The sequence below is a fragment of the Pseudomonas sp. BF-B-26 genome (assembly GCF_019956495.1).
In the GTDB taxonomy this organism is placed as follows: Bacteria; Pseudomonadota; Gammaproteobacteria; order Pseudomonadales; family Pseudomonadaceae; genus Aquipseudomonas.
On sequence record NZ_JAHBDP010000080.1, the window covers coordinates 113,362 to 128,691 of the forward strand.

General features: G+C 60.3%; 18 protein-coding genes. 11 read left to right on the top strand and 7 right to left on the bottom strand.

Translation table 11 applies throughout. From position 1 onward, the window contains the following. Positions 1-4 precede the first annotated feature (4 nt). From KGB03_RS17430 to KGB03_RS17465, 8 genes are all read left to right on the top strand, one after another. Positions 5-337: a DUF6388 family protein gene (locus KGB03_RS17430; protein ID WP_223527868.1), complete on the top strand. Its 333-nt coding sequence runs from the start codon at positions 5-7 to the stop codon at positions 335-337. Positions 338-372: 35 nt separating this feature from the next. Next, positions 373-1,077, top strand: coding sequence for a YoaK family protein (locus tag KGB03_RS17435; RefSeq protein ID WP_192410555.1), 705 nt, complete (start codon positions 373-375; stop codon positions 1,075-1,077). A gap of 195 nt (positions 1,078-1,272) precedes the next feature. After that, positions 1,273-1,665 (top strand): sulfurtransferase complex subunit TusD, encoded by a 393-nt coding sequence (gene tusD / locus KGB03_RS17440; protein WP_218536263.1) that lies wholly within the window; start codon positions 1,273-1,275, stop codon positions 1,663-1,665. 1 nt (position 1,666) lies between these two features. Continuing rightward, entirely contained in the window at positions 1,667-2,029 is a 363-nt protein-coding gene (gene tusC / locus KGB03_RS17445) for a sulfurtransferase complex subunit TusC (RefSeq protein ID WP_111448948.1), read from the top strand. Then, positions 2,029-2,322, top strand: a complete 294-nt coding sequence (tusB, locus tag KGB03_RS17450; protein WP_056743895.1) for a sulfurtransferase complex subunit TusB — start codon at positions 2,029-2,031, stop codon at positions 2,320-2,322. Before tusC ends, tusB begins: the two co-directional genes overlap by 1 nt. Beyond that, a complete protein-coding gene (locus KGB03_RS17455; protein ID WP_111448950.1) occupies positions 2,319-2,654 on the top strand; it encodes a TusE/DsrC/DsvC family sulfur relay protein in 336 nt (111 codons plus the stop codon). The genes tusB and KGB03_RS17455 overlap by 4 nt, the downstream gene beginning before the upstream one ends. Next, a complete protein-coding gene (locus tag KGB03_RS17460; RefSeq protein WP_218535912.1) occupies positions 2,651-3,652 on the top strand; it encodes a glycosyl transferase family protein in 1,002 nt (333 codons plus the stop codon). The genes KGB03_RS17455 and KGB03_RS17460 overlap by 4 nt, the downstream gene beginning before the upstream one ends. 90 nt (positions 3,653-3,742) lie before the next feature. Further along, on the top strand, positions 3,743-4,750 hold the full coding sequence (locus KGB03_RS17465; protein WP_008154838.1) for a glutathione S-transferase family protein: 1,008 nt from the start codon (positions 3,743-3,745) through the stop codon (positions 4,748-4,750). Between the two features lie 121 nt (positions 4,751-4,871). On the opposite strand, the gene cysG is transcribed toward KGB03_RS17465, so the two are convergent. From cysG to KGB03_RS17500, 7 genes are all read right to left on the bottom strand, one after another. Beyond that, the gene (cysG, locus tag KGB03_RS17470) at positions 4,872-6,266 is read right to left on the bottom strand and encodes a siroheme synthase CysG (RefSeq protein ID WP_192410550.1); all 1,395 of its coding nucleotides are present in this window, start codon (positions 6,264-6,266) and stop codon (positions 4,872-4,874) included. Next, positions 6,267-7,547 carry a serine--tRNA ligase gene (gene serS, locus KGB03_RS17475; protein WP_008154844.1) on the bottom strand — a complete coding sequence of 427 codons (1,281 nt, stop codon included), beginning with the start codon at positions 7,545-7,547 and terminating at the stop codon, positions 6,267-6,269. A gap of 15 nt (positions 7,548-7,562) precedes the next feature. Further along, positions 7,563-7,937 carry a fluoride efflux transporter CrcB gene (gene crcB, locus KGB03_RS17480; RefSeq protein ID WP_192410549.1) on the bottom strand — a complete coding sequence of 125 codons (375 nt, stop codon included), beginning with the start codon at positions 7,935-7,937 and terminating at the stop codon, positions 7,563-7,565. Next, positions 7,937-9,259, bottom strand: a complete 1,323-nt coding sequence (locus KGB03_RS17485) for a replication-associated recombination protein A (protein WP_111448954.1) — start codon at positions 9,257-9,259, stop codon at positions 7,937-7,939. Before KGB03_RS17485 ends, crcB begins: the two co-directional genes overlap by 1 nt. Before the next feature lie 165 nt (positions 9,260-9,424). After that, complete coding sequence (gene lolA / locus KGB03_RS17490) at positions 9,425-10,048, bottom strand: outer membrane lipoprotein chaperone LolA (protein WP_008154853.1); 624 nt, start codon at positions 10,046-10,048, stop codon at positions 9,425-9,427. A gap of 65 nt (positions 10,049-10,113) precedes the next feature. Further along, positions 10,114-12,516 carry a DNA translocase FtsK gene (locus tag KGB03_RS17495; RefSeq protein ID WP_111448955.1) on the bottom strand — a complete coding sequence of 801 codons (2,403 nt, stop codon included), beginning with the start codon at positions 12,514-12,516 and terminating at the stop codon, positions 10,114-10,116. Next, entirely contained in the window at positions 12,513-12,785 is a 273-nt protein-coding gene (locus tag KGB03_RS17500) for a hypothetical protein (protein ID WP_132834031.1), read from the bottom strand. The genes KGB03_RS17495 and KGB03_RS17500 overlap by 4 nt, the downstream gene beginning before the upstream one ends. 38 nt (positions 12,786-12,823) lie before the next feature. On the opposite strand from KGB03_RS17500, the gene trxB reads away from it, so the two are divergent. The 3 genes from trxB to KGB03_RS17515 all read left to right on the top strand — a co-directional run bounded on the left by trxB (position 12,824) and on the right by KGB03_RS17515 (position 15,292). Continuing rightward, positions 12,824-13,783, top strand: a complete 960-nt coding sequence (gene trxB, locus KGB03_RS17505) for a thioredoxin-disulfide reductase (protein ID WP_192410548.1) — start codon at positions 12,824-12,826, stop codon at positions 13,781-13,783. A 64-nt stretch (positions 13,784-13,847) separates the two neighbouring features. Further along, the gene (gene aat, locus KGB03_RS17510) at positions 13,848-14,528 is read left to right on the top strand and encodes a leucyl/phenylalanyl-tRNA--protein transferase (protein WP_223527871.1); all 681 of its coding nucleotides are present in this window, start codon (positions 13,848-13,850) and stop codon (positions 14,526-14,528) included. Between the two features lie 56 nt (positions 14,529-14,584). Then, a complete protein-coding gene (locus tag KGB03_RS17515) occupies positions 14,585-15,292 on the top strand; it encodes an arginyltransferase (RefSeq protein ID WP_223527875.1) in 708 nt (235 codons plus the stop codon). The last annotated feature ends 38 nt before the right edge of the window (positions 15,293-15,330 follow it).

Sequence of the window (15,330 nt, forward strand, 5' to 3'; positions counted from 1 at the left end):
GACCATGGCGGCAACCGAACAACAACAACACGAGCAAGCGCTGAAGAAGTTTCTCGATGAGCGCCCTGAACTGCGCGTCGAACTCGACAACCTCAACCCGCTGTTGGCTCAGGCCAAGGGCGAGACCGCTGCGCAGTACCGCGACGAACGCTTGCATGAAGCCTTCGAAGCCGAGGCCGAGCGCCTGGGATTGTTTGCCTGGGAGCTGACGCTGCAACTGACCGCAGCGACGTCCGAGGACTATCAGACACAGCGCCTGGAAGTGCACAAGGAAGTGGCCGAGATGGCCGGTATGGACTGGCTGGAGTATTGCGAGTTATATGGATTGAGTAAGTGACCCTTTCGGTCGCTGCCTGAGGACGACCTTCGCTGATGTTGCCATCCCTCTCAACTGACCGCGCCAGCCCGGGCCATCTGCATACCCGCAAATGGCGCGGTCGCATCGGTATGTCGCTGGTGGCCAGCCTCTCGGTGCTCGCCGGCATGACCGACGCCATCGGCTTCATGGCCAGCGGCGACTTCGTCTCGTTCATGAGCGGCAACACCACCCGCCTCGCCGTCGCTATCAGCGACGGCGACCTGGGCCTGACCTTGCGCCTGATGATCCTCGTCGGCACCTTCGTCGTCGGCAACGCCTTGGGGATTGTCGTCAGCCGCCTCGGCGGCCGTCGGGCGCTGCCCTTGCTGCTGTGCATCGCCACGCTGCTCTGCGGCGCTGCTGCCTGGCCCTACGACGAACAATTGCCAGCGCTACTGGCGACGATCATCGCCATGGGCATGCTCAATGCCGCCGTGGAAGAAGTGAACGGCCTGCCGGTCGGCCTGACCTACGTCACCGGCGCCCTGTCGCGCTTCGGCCGTGGTCTGGGGCGCTGGATGCTCGGCGAACGGCGCAACGGTTGGCGCGTGCAATTGATTCCCTGGACCGGGATGTTTGCCGGCGCGGTACTCGGCGCCTTGCTGGAACATCACTTGGGGCTCAGGGCCTTGTTTGTCAGCGGCCTGCTGGCCGGCGTGGTCGGGTTGATGTCGCTGAAAATCCCTCAGCGCTGGCAGTTGGGCTACATGCCGCGCTGAATTGGTGGTGTCTGTCAGGCCCCCTTCGCGAGCAAGCCCGCTCCCACATTTGACCGTGTTCTTCAGTTAGAACTCGGTCAAATGTGGGAGCGGGCTTGCTCGCGAAGGGGGCGACTCGGTCCCAAGGGAAAACCCATTTAGCCGCCCCGGCGATAAAGCTTTATCATGGCCGCAGTTTTGCTGATCGAGTCCGTCATGAAGTTCGCCATCGCGCTGTTTTCCGCTGCCCATGCGCCCTCCTCGCGCCGCGCCCTGCTGTTTGCTCAGGCTGCGCTGGCCGGTGGGCATGAGATTGTCCGGCTGTTTTTCTATCAGGACGGCGTCTACAACGCCTCCGGCAGCGTAATCACGCCGCAGGATGAACAGGATTTGCCCAAGCAATGGCGCAACTTCGTCACCGAGCATCAACTGGACGGTGTCGTGTGTATCGCAGCCGCCCTGCGTCGTGGCGTGTTGAACGAAGAAGAAGCCGGGCGCTATCAGCGTCAAGCGGTGGCGGTGGGCGCGCCGTGGGAATTGTCTGGCCTGGGCCAGCTGCATGACGCGGTGCAGGACGCCGACCGACTGATCTGTTTCGGAGGCGCGTGAAATGGCTAAATCCTTGCTGATTATCAGCCGTCAGGCGCCCTGGTCCGGGCCGAGTGCGCGGGAAGCGCTGGATATCGTGCTGGCCGGCGGTGCCTTTGATCTGCCGATCGGCCTGCTGTTTCTCGATGACGGGGTGTTCCAGCTCGCCGCGAAACAGGACGCCAAGGCCCTCCAGCAGAAGGACCTGAGCGCCAACCTGCAAGCCTTGCCGATGTTCGGTGTCGACGAGCTGTTTGTCTGTGGCGACAGCGTTGCGGAACGGGGTCTGAACCCGGCCGGCTTGTCGCTGGAAGAAGCGCAGGTGCTGGCCGCTCACGAAATCACCGCACTTATTGACCGTTACGACCAGGTGATCACCCTCTGATGTCGACTTTGCATGTGTTGTCTCATTCCCCGTTCGGCGACGATCGCCTGACCAGTTGTCTGCGCTTGATGGGCGCTGACGATGCGCTGCTGCTGACGGGCGACGCGGTTTATGCGCTGCAACCCGGCACCGCGCCGTTCAATGCACTGAACGCCCGCCACCTGAAACTGTTCGTACTGGCCGAAGACGCCCAGGCTCGCGCGCTGGAGATTCCTGACACGGCCAAGGCTATCGATTACCCGGCCTTCGTCGAGCTGTCGATTCACTACGACAAGGTCAACAGTTGGCTATGAAATCCCTGACGGTCGGCGCACGCGCCATCGAGTTGGACAAGGACGGCTTCCTGGTCGAACTGAGCGACTGGTCCTGCGAAGTGGCCAGCGCCCTCGCAGCCGCCGAAGACATCGAGTTGAGCCCCGAACACTGGGAAATCCTCGAACTGCTGCGCAGCTTCTACGCCGAATTCCAGCTGTCGCCGGCCACCCGTCCGCTGATCAAGTACACAGCAATGAAGCTGGGCCCGGACAAGGGCAACAGCCTGCACCTGAACCGACTGTTCAAAGGCACCCCTGCCAAACTCGCCGCGAAACTGGCGGGCCTGCCCAAACCGACGAATTGCTTATGACCGACTACCCAGCGCTGACCCTCGAAACACCCGCCGAACATCCGTTCGCCCAGTTCGTGCGCATTCTCGGCAAGGGCAAACGCGGCGCCCGCGACTTGACCCGCGAAGAAGCCCGCGAAGCCATGGGCATGGTGCTCGACCACAAGGTCGAGGACACCCAGCTCGGCGCGTTCCTGATGCTGTTGCGGCACAAGGAAGAAAGCGCTGAGGAAATGGCGGGCTTTACCGAAGCGTTGCGTGAACGGTTGAATCCGCCGGCACTGGCCGTCGATCTGGACTGGCCGACGTATGCCGGCAAGAAACGCCATCTGCCTTGGTACCTGTTGGCCGCCAAGTGTCTGGCGCAGAACGGTGTGCGGATTTTCATGCATGGCGGCGGCGCACACACGGCCGGTCGGCTGTACAGCGAGCAACTGCTGGATGAGTTGAAGATTCCGTTGTGCCGCGACTGGCAGCAGGTCGGCCACGCACTGGATAACGGCGGTCTGGCCTTCATGCCGCTGGTGGATTGGGCACCGCAGCTGCAACGAATGATCGACCTGCGCAACACCTTGGGCCTGCGCTCGCCGATCCATTCCCTGACGCGGATTCTCAACCCGTTGAGTGCCCGCTGTGGCCTGCAAAGCATTTTCCACCCCGGTTACCAGGCGGTGCATCGCGATGCCAGCGGTTTACTCGGCGATACCGCGATCGTGGTGAAAGGCGACGGCGGCGAAATCGAGATCAACCCGGACGCCGACAGTCACTTGTACGGCACCACTGGCGGCGAAAGCTGGGACGAGGAATGGCCGCAGTTGTCGGCACAACGCCACGTCAAACCGGCCACCCTCGATCCCGAGCATCTCAAAGCCGTGTGGCGTGGCGACGTGGTCGACAGCTATCCGCAAATGGCGCTGATCTCGACCATGGCCCTGGCCTTGCGCGGCCTGGGTCAAACCCGCGAACACGCCTTCGAAACCGCCCAGCAGTATTGGGATGCGCGGGACAAATCGATTTAACCGATCATAAGCGCCCAACCTTTGCGCTTTTTTATCGAACCTATGCGAATAGACTCTTCTCCAACGCTTATTGGTTGAGGAGTCTTGAACATGGGTTTGTTAGTTGAAGGTCGCTGGCATGACCAGTGGTACGAAAGCGGCAAGGACGGTACGTTCCAGCGTGAACAAGCGCAGCGTCGCAACTGGCTGACCGCCGACGGCAAACCTGGCCCGACCGGTGTTGGTGGCTTTGCGGCCGAGGCCGGTCGTTATCACCTCTACGTGTCCCTCGCCTGTCCATGGGCTCACCGCACGCTGATCCTGCGCAAACTCAAAGGCCTCGAAAGCCTCATCGACGTCTCGGTGGTCAGTTGGTTGATGCTGGAAAACGGCTGGACCTTCGACCAGAACCTCGGATCGACCGGGGACAAGCTCGATCATTTCAATTTCATGCATCAGCGCTACACCGCCGATACCGCCGACTACACCGGCCGCGTCACCGTGCCGGTGCTTTGGGACAAACAGCAGAATCGCATCGTCAACAATGAATCGGCGGAGATCATCCGCATGTTCAATGGCGCCTTCGATGATTTGACGGGTAATGACCTGGATTTCTACCCGGCGCCGTTGCGGGGCGAGATCGACGCGCTGAACGAACGGATTTATCCGGCGGTGAACAATGGCGTGTATCGCGCAGGGTTTGCTACGGCGCAGAAGGCTTATGAAGAGGCGTTCGATGATGTGTTTAACGAACTGGATCGCCTGGAACAGCTGTTGGGCGCCAATCGCTACCTGACCGGCGAATACCTGACTGAAGCTGATATTCGGCTGTTCACCACGTTGATTCGCTTTGACGCGGTGTATCACGGGCACTTCAAGTGCAACCTGCGGCGGATTGCCGATTATCCGAATCTGTCGAACTGGCTGCGGGAGATTTATCAGTGGCCGGGGATTGCCGAGACGGTGGATTTCGAGCACATCAAGAATCACTACTACGGCAGCCACAAGACCATCAATCCGACGGGGATCGTGCCTAAAGGGCCGGCGCAGGCATTCACAGCGCCGCATGATCGCGAGCGGTTGAGTGGGAAAGGGGTTTGGCGCAGAGCCGAGGTCTGATCTGAAGTATGCGGTGGTTTTGAGGGCCCCTTCGCGAGCAAGCCCGCTCCCACATTTGATTTGTGTCGTTCACAAATCCTCTGTGGGAGCGGGCTTGCTCGCGAAGGGGGCGACGCGGTTTTTAGACTTGCGCCTGAGCGCCCTCGAACCACGCCAGTTTCTCGCGTAATTGCACCACTTCCCCAACGATCACCAGCGTCGGCGCATGCACTTCATGCTCCGCCACCAGACTTGGCAAATCGGCCAAGGTGCCGGTAAACACCCGCTGATTGACCGTGGTGCCCTGCTGGATCAACGCCGCTGGCGTATCCGCCGCGCGACCATGCTTGATCAACTGCTCGCAGATGATCGGCAAACCCACCAACCCCATGTAAAACACCAGGGTTTGCGCCGGCGCGACCAGGTCGGCCCAGGGCAAATCGGTGGAGCCGTCCTTCAGGTGCCCGGTGACAAAACGCACAGACTGCGCGTAATCACGGTGAGTCAGCGGAATCCCGGCATACGCCGCGCAACCGCTGGCCGCGGTGATACCCGGCACCACCTGGAACGGAATGCCATGGGCCGCCAGTTCTTCGATCTCTTCACCGCCGCGACCGAAGATGAACGGATCACCGCCCTTCAATCGCACGACTCGCTTGCCTTGCTTGGCCAAATCCACCAATTGCTGGTTGATCTGATCCTGAGGCACGGCGTGATCGGCGCGACGCTTGCCGACGTAAACCCGCTCGGCATCGCGACGGCACAAATCCAGAATCGCCGGCGCCACCAGGCGGTCATACAGCACCACATCGGCTTGCTGCATCAGACGCAAGGCACGGAAGGTCAGCAGGTCGGGATCACCCGGGCCGGCGCCCACCAAATAGACTTCGCCCGTTGCATTCGGTGCTTCACCGGCAATTTTCGCCAGCATCAAGCGCTCGGCTTCGGCGCCCTGCCCGGCCAGTTGTCGGTCGGCAATCGGGCCCTGGAACACATCTTCCCAGAACGCCCGACGCTGCTGCACATCCGGGAACAGGTGTTTGACCTGGCTGCGAAAACGCGCGGCCAGGCCGGCCAATTGACCGTAGGTGGAAGGAATCCAGGTTTCCAGTTTGGCGCGGATCAACCGCGCCAGCACCGGCGCGTCGCCGCCGCTGGAGACCGCTACGATCAAAGGAGAACGGTCGACGATCGCCGGGAAGATCACGCTGCACAAGGCTGGCGCGTCCACCACATTGACCGGCACGCAACGCCGATGGGCATCGGCGGAGACTTGCGCGTTCAGCGGTTCGTCGTCGGTGGCGGCGATGATCAGCCCGCAACCGTCCAGGTCCGACTCAACGTAGCCTCGCACCAGACACTCGCCACCGCTGCCGGCAACCAGTTCGCGCAATTGCGGTTCGATTTCAGGTGCGACCACCCGCAGCAGCGCACCGGCTTCGGCCAGCAGGCGGGATTTGCGCAAGGCAATCTCCCCCCCGCCGACGACCAAGACACGACTGCCGCGAAGGTTATGGAACAGCGGCAGATAGTCCATTTAGCCGATGACCTCAAGGCCACCCATGTACGGTTTCAGCACGTCCGGCACACGGATCGAACCGTCGGCCTGCTGGTAGTTTTCCAGCACCGCCACCAGCGTACGACCGACCGCCAGGCCGGAACCGTTCAGGGTGTGAACCAGTTCAGGCTTGCCGGTTTCCGGGTTGCGGAAACGCGCTTGCATACGGCGGGCCTGGAAATCACCGCAGTTGGAGCACGACGAAATCTCGCGGTATTTGTCCTGGCTCGGGATCCACACTTCCAGGTCGTAAGTCTTGACCGCGCTGAAGCCCATGTCGCCGGTGCACAGCGCAATAGTGCGATAAGGCAGTTCGAGCAATTGCAGGACTTTTTCGGCGTTGGCCGTCAGGCCTTCCAGCGCTTCCATCGAGGTCGACGGCTCAACGATCTGGACCATTTCAACTTTGTCGAACTGGTGCTGGCGGATCATCCCGCGCGTATCGCGACCCGACGCACCGGCTTCACTGCGAAAGCATGGCGTGTGGGCGACGAACTTGATCGGCAGCAGTTTCGAATCGACGATTTCGCCAGCGACGATGTTGGTCAGCGACACTTCGGCGGTCGGAATCAGGTACAGATCGGCTTCGCCTTCGCGAGCAATCTTGAACAGGTCTTCTTCGAACTTCGGCAGCTGACCCGTGCCTTGCAACGCCGGCGCTTGAACCAGATAAGGCGTGTAGGCCTCTTCGTAACCGTGTTCGCTGGTGTGCAGGTTGATCATGAACTGCGCCAGGGCGCGGTGCATGCGAGCAATCGGGCCGCGCAACAGAGCGAAACGGGCGCCGGACAGCTTGGCGGCGGTTTCGAAGTCCAGCCAGCCGAATTTCTCGCCCAGGGCGACGTGGTCCTGAACCGGGAAATCGAACGCGGTCGGGGTGCCCCAGCGGCGCACTTCGACGTTGCCGTCTTCGTCATCACCGATCGGCACGGATTCGTGCGGCAGGTTCGGGATGCCGAGCAGGATCGAATCCAGATCGGTCTGGATCGCGTCCAGCTCGACTTTACCGGCGCTCAATTCGTTCGCCATGCGCTCGACGTCGGCCATCAGCGGCGCGATGTCTTCGCCGCGCTGCTTGGCCTGGCCGATGGATTTGGAGCGCGCATTACGGTCAGCCTGCAGTGCTTCGGTGCGGGTCTGGACGGTCTTGCGCTGTTCTTCCAGCGCTTCGATGCGCGCGACATCCAGCGTGTAGCCACGGGATGCCAGGCGGTCCGCTACGTCCTGAAGGTTGCTACGTAACAGTTTGGAATCGAGCATGTCGGTCTCTCGTTATCAAAGTTTGGTCAAGGACAGGCCAGCCCAGGTAGCGAGCAGTCCGCCGAATACGCTGATGGCAGCATAGACAAAAGCCAGCGGTATTTGCCCGGTTTCCAGCAGACGCACCGTATCCAGTGAAAAAGATGAAAAAGTCGTCAGCCCCCCGAGGAAGCCGACCATCAACCCGGCGCGCACCTCAAACGGCACCTCCGGGCGTATTAAAAACAGACCGTATAGAACGCCGATCAGCAAACAGCCGACGATATTAACGGCCAGCGTCGCGGTATAGAAGTGCCGCGGCCAATTAGCGTTGATCCAGTTACCCGTGGCAAAGCGCAAAAGCGTTCCGGCGATACCGCCCACAGAAACGGCAACGATCAATGGGATCACTATTTTCTCCGCTGCCGGGGGCTTAGACGGTCAAGTTGCGCGAGGTGATTGAGCTTCTCGCCGATCTTCAGCTCCAGGCCACGCGGCACCGGCTGATAGAACGGTTGTGGCTCGAGTTCTTCCGGGAAATAGTCTTCGCCAGCGGCGTAAGCGTCCGGCTCATCGTGGGCGTAACGGTATTCGTCGCCATAACCCAGTTGCTTCATCAGCTTCGTCGGCGCGTTGCGCAGGTGCAGCGGCACTTCCAGCGAACCGTGTTCGGTGGCGCTGCGCATGGCAGCTTTGAAACCCATGTACACCGCGTTGCTTTTCGGCGCGCAAGCCAGATAGGTGATGGCCTGGGCGACCGCCAACTCGCCTTCGGGACTGCCGAGGCGCTCCTGCACTTCCCACGCCGCCAGACACAGGCTCAGGGCGCGGGGATCGGCGTTGCCGATGTCTTCGCTGGCCATGCGCACCACGCGCCGGGCCAGGTACAGCGGATCGCAACCGCCGTCGATCATTCGGGCGAACCAGTACAGTGCACCGTCGGGATTGGAGCCGCGCACGGATTTATGCAGCGCGGAAATCTGGTCGTAAAACGCTTCGCCGCCCTTGTCGAAACGTCGACGGGTATCACCGAGCAGGCTTTGCAGCAGGTCGACGCCAATCTCGCTGTTGTCTTCAGCCAGGTCCGAGGCGTTTTCCAGCAGGTTGAGCAGACGCCGGCCATCGCCATCGGCGGCCGACAGCAGCATCTGGAAGCCTTCATCGCTGAGAGTCAATTGCCGCTTGCCCAGGCCACGCTCTTCAGTCAGCGCGCGATGCACCAGTTTGCGCAGGGCCGCTTCGTCGAGGCTTTTGAGCACGTAGACGCGGGCTCGGGAGAGCAGCGCGTTGTTGAGTTCGAAGGAGGGATTTTCAGTGGTTGCGCCAATGAAAATCAGCGTGCCGTCTTCAACGTACGGCAGGAACGCGTCCTGCTGAGACTTGTTGAAGCGATGCACTTCATCGACGAACAGGATGGTCCGCCGGCCGTACTGCCCGGCCTGCTGCTTGGCGATTTCCACCGCCTGACGGATTTCCTTCACGCCGGCCAGTACCGCCGAAACCGTTTCGAAGTGCGCATCCGAGACTTCCGCCAGCAGCCGCGCCAGCGTGGTCTTGCCCACACCCGGCGGGCCCCAGAAAATCATCGAGTGCAAGGCACCCTGCTCCAGCGCTTCGCGCAAAGGCTTGCCGCGAGCGAGCAGGTGTTCCTGACCGACGTACTCGTCCAGATTGGCCGCACGCAAACGGGCGGCCAAGGGCTGAGCTATCGGGGCACTGCGAAACAGGTCCATCACTTAGCGTTGAAACCTCACTGGTTCCTGATGCCGATCAATTGAGTATTGAACACATCGGTTCCTGTGGGAGCGGGCTTGCTCGCGAATGCGGTGTGCCAGACAACATTGATGGTGACTGACACGCCCTCTTCGCGAGCAAGCCCGCTCCCACAGTAGGGCGGGTTATTCCTGGATCACATCGGCACCCTTGGGGATGTCGAACTTGAACTTGGACGCCGGAATCGGCTCGTTGGCTTTCACGCCGGTGAACAGGATGTTGGTACGCTGACCGACGCTGTCGATCATCTGCATGTCATTGACCAGGCCATTGCGGAACGAGAGGCGCAGGCTGTCGAACAGGGTGTCCTTGGTTTTCGGCTTCAAGGTGAAGTCGATCACGCCACCGGCTTCCTTGGCGCTGATGTCGAAGCTCTGGCTGATCTTGGACACGTCACCGGACAGCAGCAACGCCGGGGTCTGGGTCAGGCGCTGATCGAGGTTCTTGATGGTGGCCTGCTCAAGGTCCGGATCCCACAACGTTACCTTCTTGCCGTCGGAGACCATCGTTTGTTCGGCCGGCGCATTGGTGTGCCAGTAAAACAAGCCAGGACGCTGCAAGGACATTTCACCCGCGGTTTCCTGCAATTGGGTGCCGCTGCCGTCGAGGGTCAACTGGGAGAACCGCGCGGTCAGGGTCTGGGATTTTTCCAGCAATTGGGTCAGACGCGCCACGTCCTTGTCATCGGCGTGGGCCGAGAGCGTGGTCAAAGCCAAAACCGGCAGCAACAGCATGCGGATAAGACGCATGGGAGTCCTCATAACATTCGTGGGGGTGCGATGGCGCGTCATTACGCCACCGCGTTTCAATCAATTCAGTCGCGTACCGGGCCCGGAGCCAGGACTTCACGCGAACCGTTGGTGTTCATGGACGTCACGACCCCGGCCATCTCCATGGCTTCGATCATGCGCGCGGCGCGGTTGTAGCCAATTTTCAGCTTGCGTTGAACCGCAGAGATGGACGCTCGACGGCTTTCCAGTACGAACTGCACCGCTTCGTCGTAGAGCGCGTCGGATTCACTGTCGTCGTCGCCACTGCTGCCGCCTTCAAAGCCACTACCGGGCTCTTCGACACCGGCGAGAATCTCGTCGTTGTATTCCGGTGCGCCGCGCAGTTTCCAGGCCTCAACCACCCGGTGAACCTCGTCATCGGAGACAAAAGCACCGTGAACACGGATCGGCAGGCTGGTGCCCGGCGGCATGTAGAGCATGTCACCGTGGCCCAACAGTTGTTCGGCGCCGCCCTGGTCGATGATGGTGCGCGAATCGATCTTGCTCGAAACCTGGAACGCCATACGGGTCGGAATGTTGGCCTTGATCAGACCGGTGATCACGTCAACCGACGGACGCTGGGTCGCGAGGATCAAGTGGATACCGGCGGCACGGGCCTTCTGGGCGATACGGGCGATCAGTTCTTCAACCTTCTTGCCGACGATCATCATCATGTCGGCGAATTCGTCCACCACCACAACGATGGTCGGCAGCTTGGTCAACAGCGGCGCTTCGTCGTGAATGCTTTCGCGCTTGTACAACGGATCGGTCAATGGCGTACCGGCGTCCTGGGCTTCCTTGACCTTGGCGTTGAAGCCCGACAGGTTACGCACGCCCATCTTCGCCATCAGCTTGTAGCGACGTTCCATCTCGGCCACGCTCCAGCGCAGGGCGTTGGCGGCGTCCTTCATGTCGGTCACGACCGGGCACAACAGGTGCGGAATGCCTTCGTAGATCGACAGCTCAAGCATTTTCGGGTCGATCATGATCAGCTTGGCGTCTTCCGGGCCGGACTTGAACAGGATCGACAGGATCATCGCGTTCACGCCCACCGATTTACCGGAACCGGTCGTACCGGCTACCAGCAAGTGAGGCATTTTCGCCAGGTCGGTGATGACCGGCTTGCCGCCGATGTCGTGGCCCAGAGCCAAAGTAACCGGCGACTTGAAGTTGTCGTACTCGGGGGTCGACAGCACTTCGGAGAAGCGCACGATCTGGCGGTCTTCGTTAGGAATCTCGATACCGACGGTGGTCTTGCCCGGAATCACTTCCACCACGCGCACGCTGGTCACGGCCAGGGAACGTGCCAGGTCTTTCGCCAGGTTGGAGATGCGACTGACCTTGACGCCGGCCGCTGGCTGGATTTCGTAACGGGTAATCACCGGGCCCGGGTGAATCGAATCCACCGACACTTCGACGCCGAATTCCTTGAGCTTGATTTCCAGCAAATGGCCGACCGCCGCCAGGGATTCAGGCGAGTAATTGAGTTGTTTCTTTTCTGCCGGGTCGAGAATCGAGATCGGCGGCAAGGTGCCTTCGACGGCGCTGTCGACGAACAACGGCGCCTGTTTCTCTTTTTCCACCCGTTTGCTGGGCGCCGCTGGCTTGGGTGGCGCAGGGGCAATCACCGGCGGCACCTGCTTCTCGCGGTCCGACATGTGTTTGCTCAGGGCCTGCTCACGTTCGATCAGGCGTTCCTTGACCTTGGCTTGCTCACGCTTGTCCGTGACGGTCGGCGCGACCACGTTATGCACGCGATCATCGACTTCACGCAACTGCGCAACCAGTTGTTTACGCTCGACACGGGCCGCCCACCAGCGATTGGCTGCGCCCTGGAACAATTCGAACAGGTCGAGGGTGATTTTGCCGGTGAGGTCCATCACTTTGAACCACGAGAGGTCGGTGAACACCGTCAGGCCAAACAGGAACAGCGCGATGAACACCAGCGTACTGCCCTGGATGTTCAGGGCATTCCTGGCCAGATCACCGAGGCTTTCGCCCAAAGCGCCGCCAGCGCCAGCCGGCAGACCGGTCGCGGCGTGGAAATGGATATGGGCCAGGGCCGCGCCCGACAGCACCAGAAACACCAGGCCGATCAGGCGCCAGGAGAACAGCCAGCCGCTCCACTCCCACTGCTCGTGGCGTTGACGGAAGATTTGATAGGCCTTGATCGCCAGCAACAACGGGAAGATATAGGCGAAGTAACCCAACACCATGAACAGGATATCGGCGCTGTAGGAGCCGACCGGCCCGCCGAAGTTCTGCACATCGTCGATCTTGCTGTTATGGCTCCAGCCCGGATCGTCCTTGCCGTAGGTCAACAAGGCCATCATCAGGAACAGGCACAAGCCCCCGATGGCGATCAATGCACCTTCCTTGAGCCGGTAGTGCAATTGCTGGCGCCAGAGCGGAACGACTGTTTTTGGTGCTGCGGTGGATTTCTTCAAAACGCTTCTTTTCCTGCGCCTATGGCGCGTCCATCTGTTGAATGACTATAAAAAACTGCCCAATCCAGGCAGGCAAAAAAGTTAACAGGCGCAACTGGGACTACTTTTAACACTACACCCCGGTTTTTATAAACACGGCGCGCAACGCTTATTTTATTACAAACGCTGTTACAGGCAGGCATTGTACGGGTTTGTTCGTTCGATGCCATGCTTGAAACCCAAGGTGTAGCATAGCCAACAGCACATGACGCGCGTTTCAATTTGAGCATGCATTCTCTTTTGTGACAAAGGCTTATGAGGTGTTTTTATGAGCGAAGCGAAGCATTCCCGCCTGATCATTCTGGGTTCCGGCCCCGCCGGTTACAGCGCTGCCGTTTATGCCGCCCGCGCCAACCTCAACCCCGTTGTGATTACCGGCATACAGGCAGGTGGCCAGCTCACCACCACCGTCGAAGTCGACAACTGGCCCGGTGATGTCGAAGGCCTCACCGGCCCGGTGCTGATGGAACGCATGCAACAACACGCAGAGCGTTTTCATACAGAGATCGTCTACGACCACATCCACACTGCCAAGTTGCAAGAGCGCCCGTTCGAACTCATCGGCGACAGCGGTACTTACACCTGTGATGCTCTGATTATCGCCACCGGCGCCTCGGCGCAATACCTGGGGCTGCCATCGGAAGAGACATTTGCCGGCAAAGGCGTGTCGGCCTGCGCGACGTGCGACGGTTTCTTCTACCGCAATCAGGTGGTCGCCGTCGTTGGCGGCGGCAACACGGCAGTTGAAGAAGCGCTGTACCTGTCAAACATCGCCAAGGAAGTTCACCTGATTCACCGCCGCGACAAGTTGCGCTCGGAGAAGATTCTTCAGGACAAACTCTTCGAAAAAGCCGCTAAAGGCAATATCCGCCTGCACTGGAACCAGAATCTGGATGAAGTGCTGGGTGATGCCAGCGGTGTGACCGGCGCCCGCCTGCGGGACAGCCACACTGACGAAACCAGTGAATTGCCGCTGACCGGCGTGTTCATCGCTATTGGCCACAAGCCCAACACCGACCTGTTCGAAGGCCAGCTGAAAATGCGTAACGGCTACCTGCTGGTCAAGGGCGGCAGCGAAGGCGATGCTACCAGCACCGAAATCCCGGGCGTATTTGCCGCCGGGGACGTGGCCGATCACGTTTATCGCCAGGCCGTCACGTCTGCCGGGGCCGGTTGCATGGCCGCGCTGGACGCCGAGAAGTATCTCGACGACATTCCAGTCATTTGACGGCACACTTCACGGTGGGCCCACCCGCCCACCATCGCCCTCCCCTTCTGCAAGCCCGGATGCCATGCTGACTTGGTTACAACGCAACACCCTGACCTTCCCGCCCCTGGAAAAAGCCATGCGCGATCCCAACGGGCTGTTGGCTGCGGGCGGGGATCTGTCCGCCGATCGTCTGATTCAGGCCTATCGCCACGGCTGTTTTCCGTGGTTCTCGGAAGGCCAGCCGATTCTCTGGTGGTCGCCGGATCCGCGCACCGTGCTGTTTCCCGACGAACTGCATGTCTCGCGCAGCCTGAACAAATTGCTGCGCCAGCAACGCTATCAAGTGACCTTTGATCAGGATTTTACCGCGGTCATCCGCGCTTGCGCCGCGCCTCGGGATTACGCCGACGGCACCTGGATCACAGAAGCCATGCAGAACGCCTACCTGGAGCTGCACAGGCGTGGCTACGCCCATTCGGTGGAAGTCTGGGACCAGGGTGAACTGGTCGGCGGGCTCTACGGCCTGGCGATGGGTCAGCTGTTTTTCGGCGAGTCCATGTTCAGCCGCGCCGACAACGCCTCGAAATATGGCTTTGCCACGCTGGTCCGACATCTGAAAGACTCAGGCTTTGTGCTGATCGACTGCCAGATGCCGACCGACCATCTGCACAGCCTCGGCGCCCGAGCGATTCCCCGCCGCGAGTTTGCCGACTACCTTGCGCAGCATCTGGACCAACCCAGCCGCGCAACCTGGGTTTGCTGAGCGACTTTTGCGCGCGTGGCTTACACTTAATTCAAAGCTTATCCCGAGGGTTGATCATGACCGAGTTGGCGCGTTTGAAGTTTTATGCCACTCAGCCCCACTCTTGCAGTTATCTGCCCGAGGAGCAGGCCACGACCTTGTTCCTCGACCCTAGTCAGCCCATGGATGTGCATGTCTATGCAGACCTGTCTGAAATGGGTTTCCGTCGTAGCGGCGATCATCTTTACCGGCCTCATTGCCAGAATTGCAATGCGTGCGTACCGGCGCGTATCCCTGTGGCGCAATTTTCGCCCAACCGCCAGCAGAAACGCATCTTCAAACGCAACGTCGACCTGCAGGTGCGCCCTGCCAGGCCGCAATTCAGCGAAGAGTATTTCGACCTTTATCAGCGGTATATCGAACAGCGTCACGCCGATGGCGATATGTACCCGCCGAGCCGCGATCAGTTTGCGACGTTCCTGGTACGTGACCTGCCGTTTTCCCGATTCTACGAATTCCGCCTCGAAGGGCGACTGGTGGCGGTGGCCGTCACCGACTTGCTGCCGAACGGTATGTCGGCCGTTTACACCTTCTACGAGCCCGCTGAAGAACGCCGCAGCCTGGGGCGTTATGCGATCCTCTGGCAAATCGCCGAGGCTCAGCGTCTGGGACTGGAGGCCGTCTATCTGGGCTATTGGATCAAAAACTGCAAAAAGATGAGTTACAAGACTCAATATCGCCCTATCGAACTGCTGATTAATCAGCGCTGGGTCATCCTGAACTAGAGCAAGCCGTAAACCCCTTGGCTTAAACCCCATTTTTC

Coding starts and splice junctions, on each gene's coding strand:
- KGB03_RS17430 (WP_223527868.1), top strand. CDS start 5: ATGGCGGCAACCGAACAACAACAACACGAGCAAGCGCTGAAGAAGTTT.
- KGB03_RS17515 (WP_223527875.1), top strand. CDS start 14,585: ATGACCGAGTTGGCGCGTTTGAAGTTTTATGCCACTCAGCCCCACTCT.
- lolA (WP_008154853.1), bottom strand. CDS start 10,048: ATGCGTCTTATCCGCATGCTGTTGCTGCCGGTTTTGGCTTTGACCACG.
- cysG (WP_192410550.1), bottom strand. CDS start 6,266: ATGGACTATCTGCCGCTGTTCCATAACCTTCGCGGCAGTCGTGTCTTG.
- KGB03_RS17485 (WP_111448954.1), bottom strand. CDS start 9,259: ATGGACCTGTTTCGCAGTGCCCCGATAGCTCAGCCCTTGGCCGCCCGT.
- KGB03_RS17435 (WP_192410555.1), top strand. CDS start 373: ATGTTGCCATCCCTCTCAACTGACCGCGCCAGCCCGGGCCATCTGCAT.
- KGB03_RS17460 (WP_218535912.1), top strand. CDS start 2,651: ATGACCGACTACCCAGCGCTGACCCTCGAAACACCCGCCGAACATCCG.
- trxB (WP_192410548.1), top strand. CDS start 12,824: ATGAGCGAAGCGAAGCATTCCCGCCTGATCATTCTGGGTTCCGGCCCC.
- KGB03_RS17455 (WP_111448950.1), top strand. CDS start 2,319: ATGAAATCCCTGACGGTCGGCGCACGCGCCATCGAGTTGGACAAGGAC.
- KGB03_RS17500 (WP_132834031.1), bottom strand. CDS start 12,785: ATGCTCAAATTGAAACGCGCGTCATGTGCTGTTGGCTATGCTACACCT.
- serS (WP_008154844.1), bottom strand. CDS start 7,547: ATGCTCGATTCCAAACTGTTACGTAGCAACCTTCAGGACGTAGCGGAC.
- KGB03_RS17465 (WP_008154838.1), top strand. CDS start 3,743: ATGGGTTTGTTAGTTGAAGGTCGCTGGCATGACCAGTGGTACGAAAGC.
- aat (WP_223527871.1), top strand. CDS start 13,848: ATGCTGACTTGGTTACAACGCAACACCCTGACCTTCCCGCCCCTGGAA.
- tusC (WP_111448948.1), top strand. CDS start 1,667: ATGGCTAAATCCTTGCTGATTATCAGCCGTCAGGCGCCCTGGTCCGGG.
- tusD (WP_218536263.1), top strand. CDS start 1,273: ATGAAGTTCGCCATCGCGCTGTTTTCCGCTGCCCATGCGCCCTCCTCG.
- tusB (WP_056743895.1), top strand. CDS start 2,029: ATGTCGACTTTGCATGTGTTGTCTCATTCCCCGTTCGGCGACGATCGC.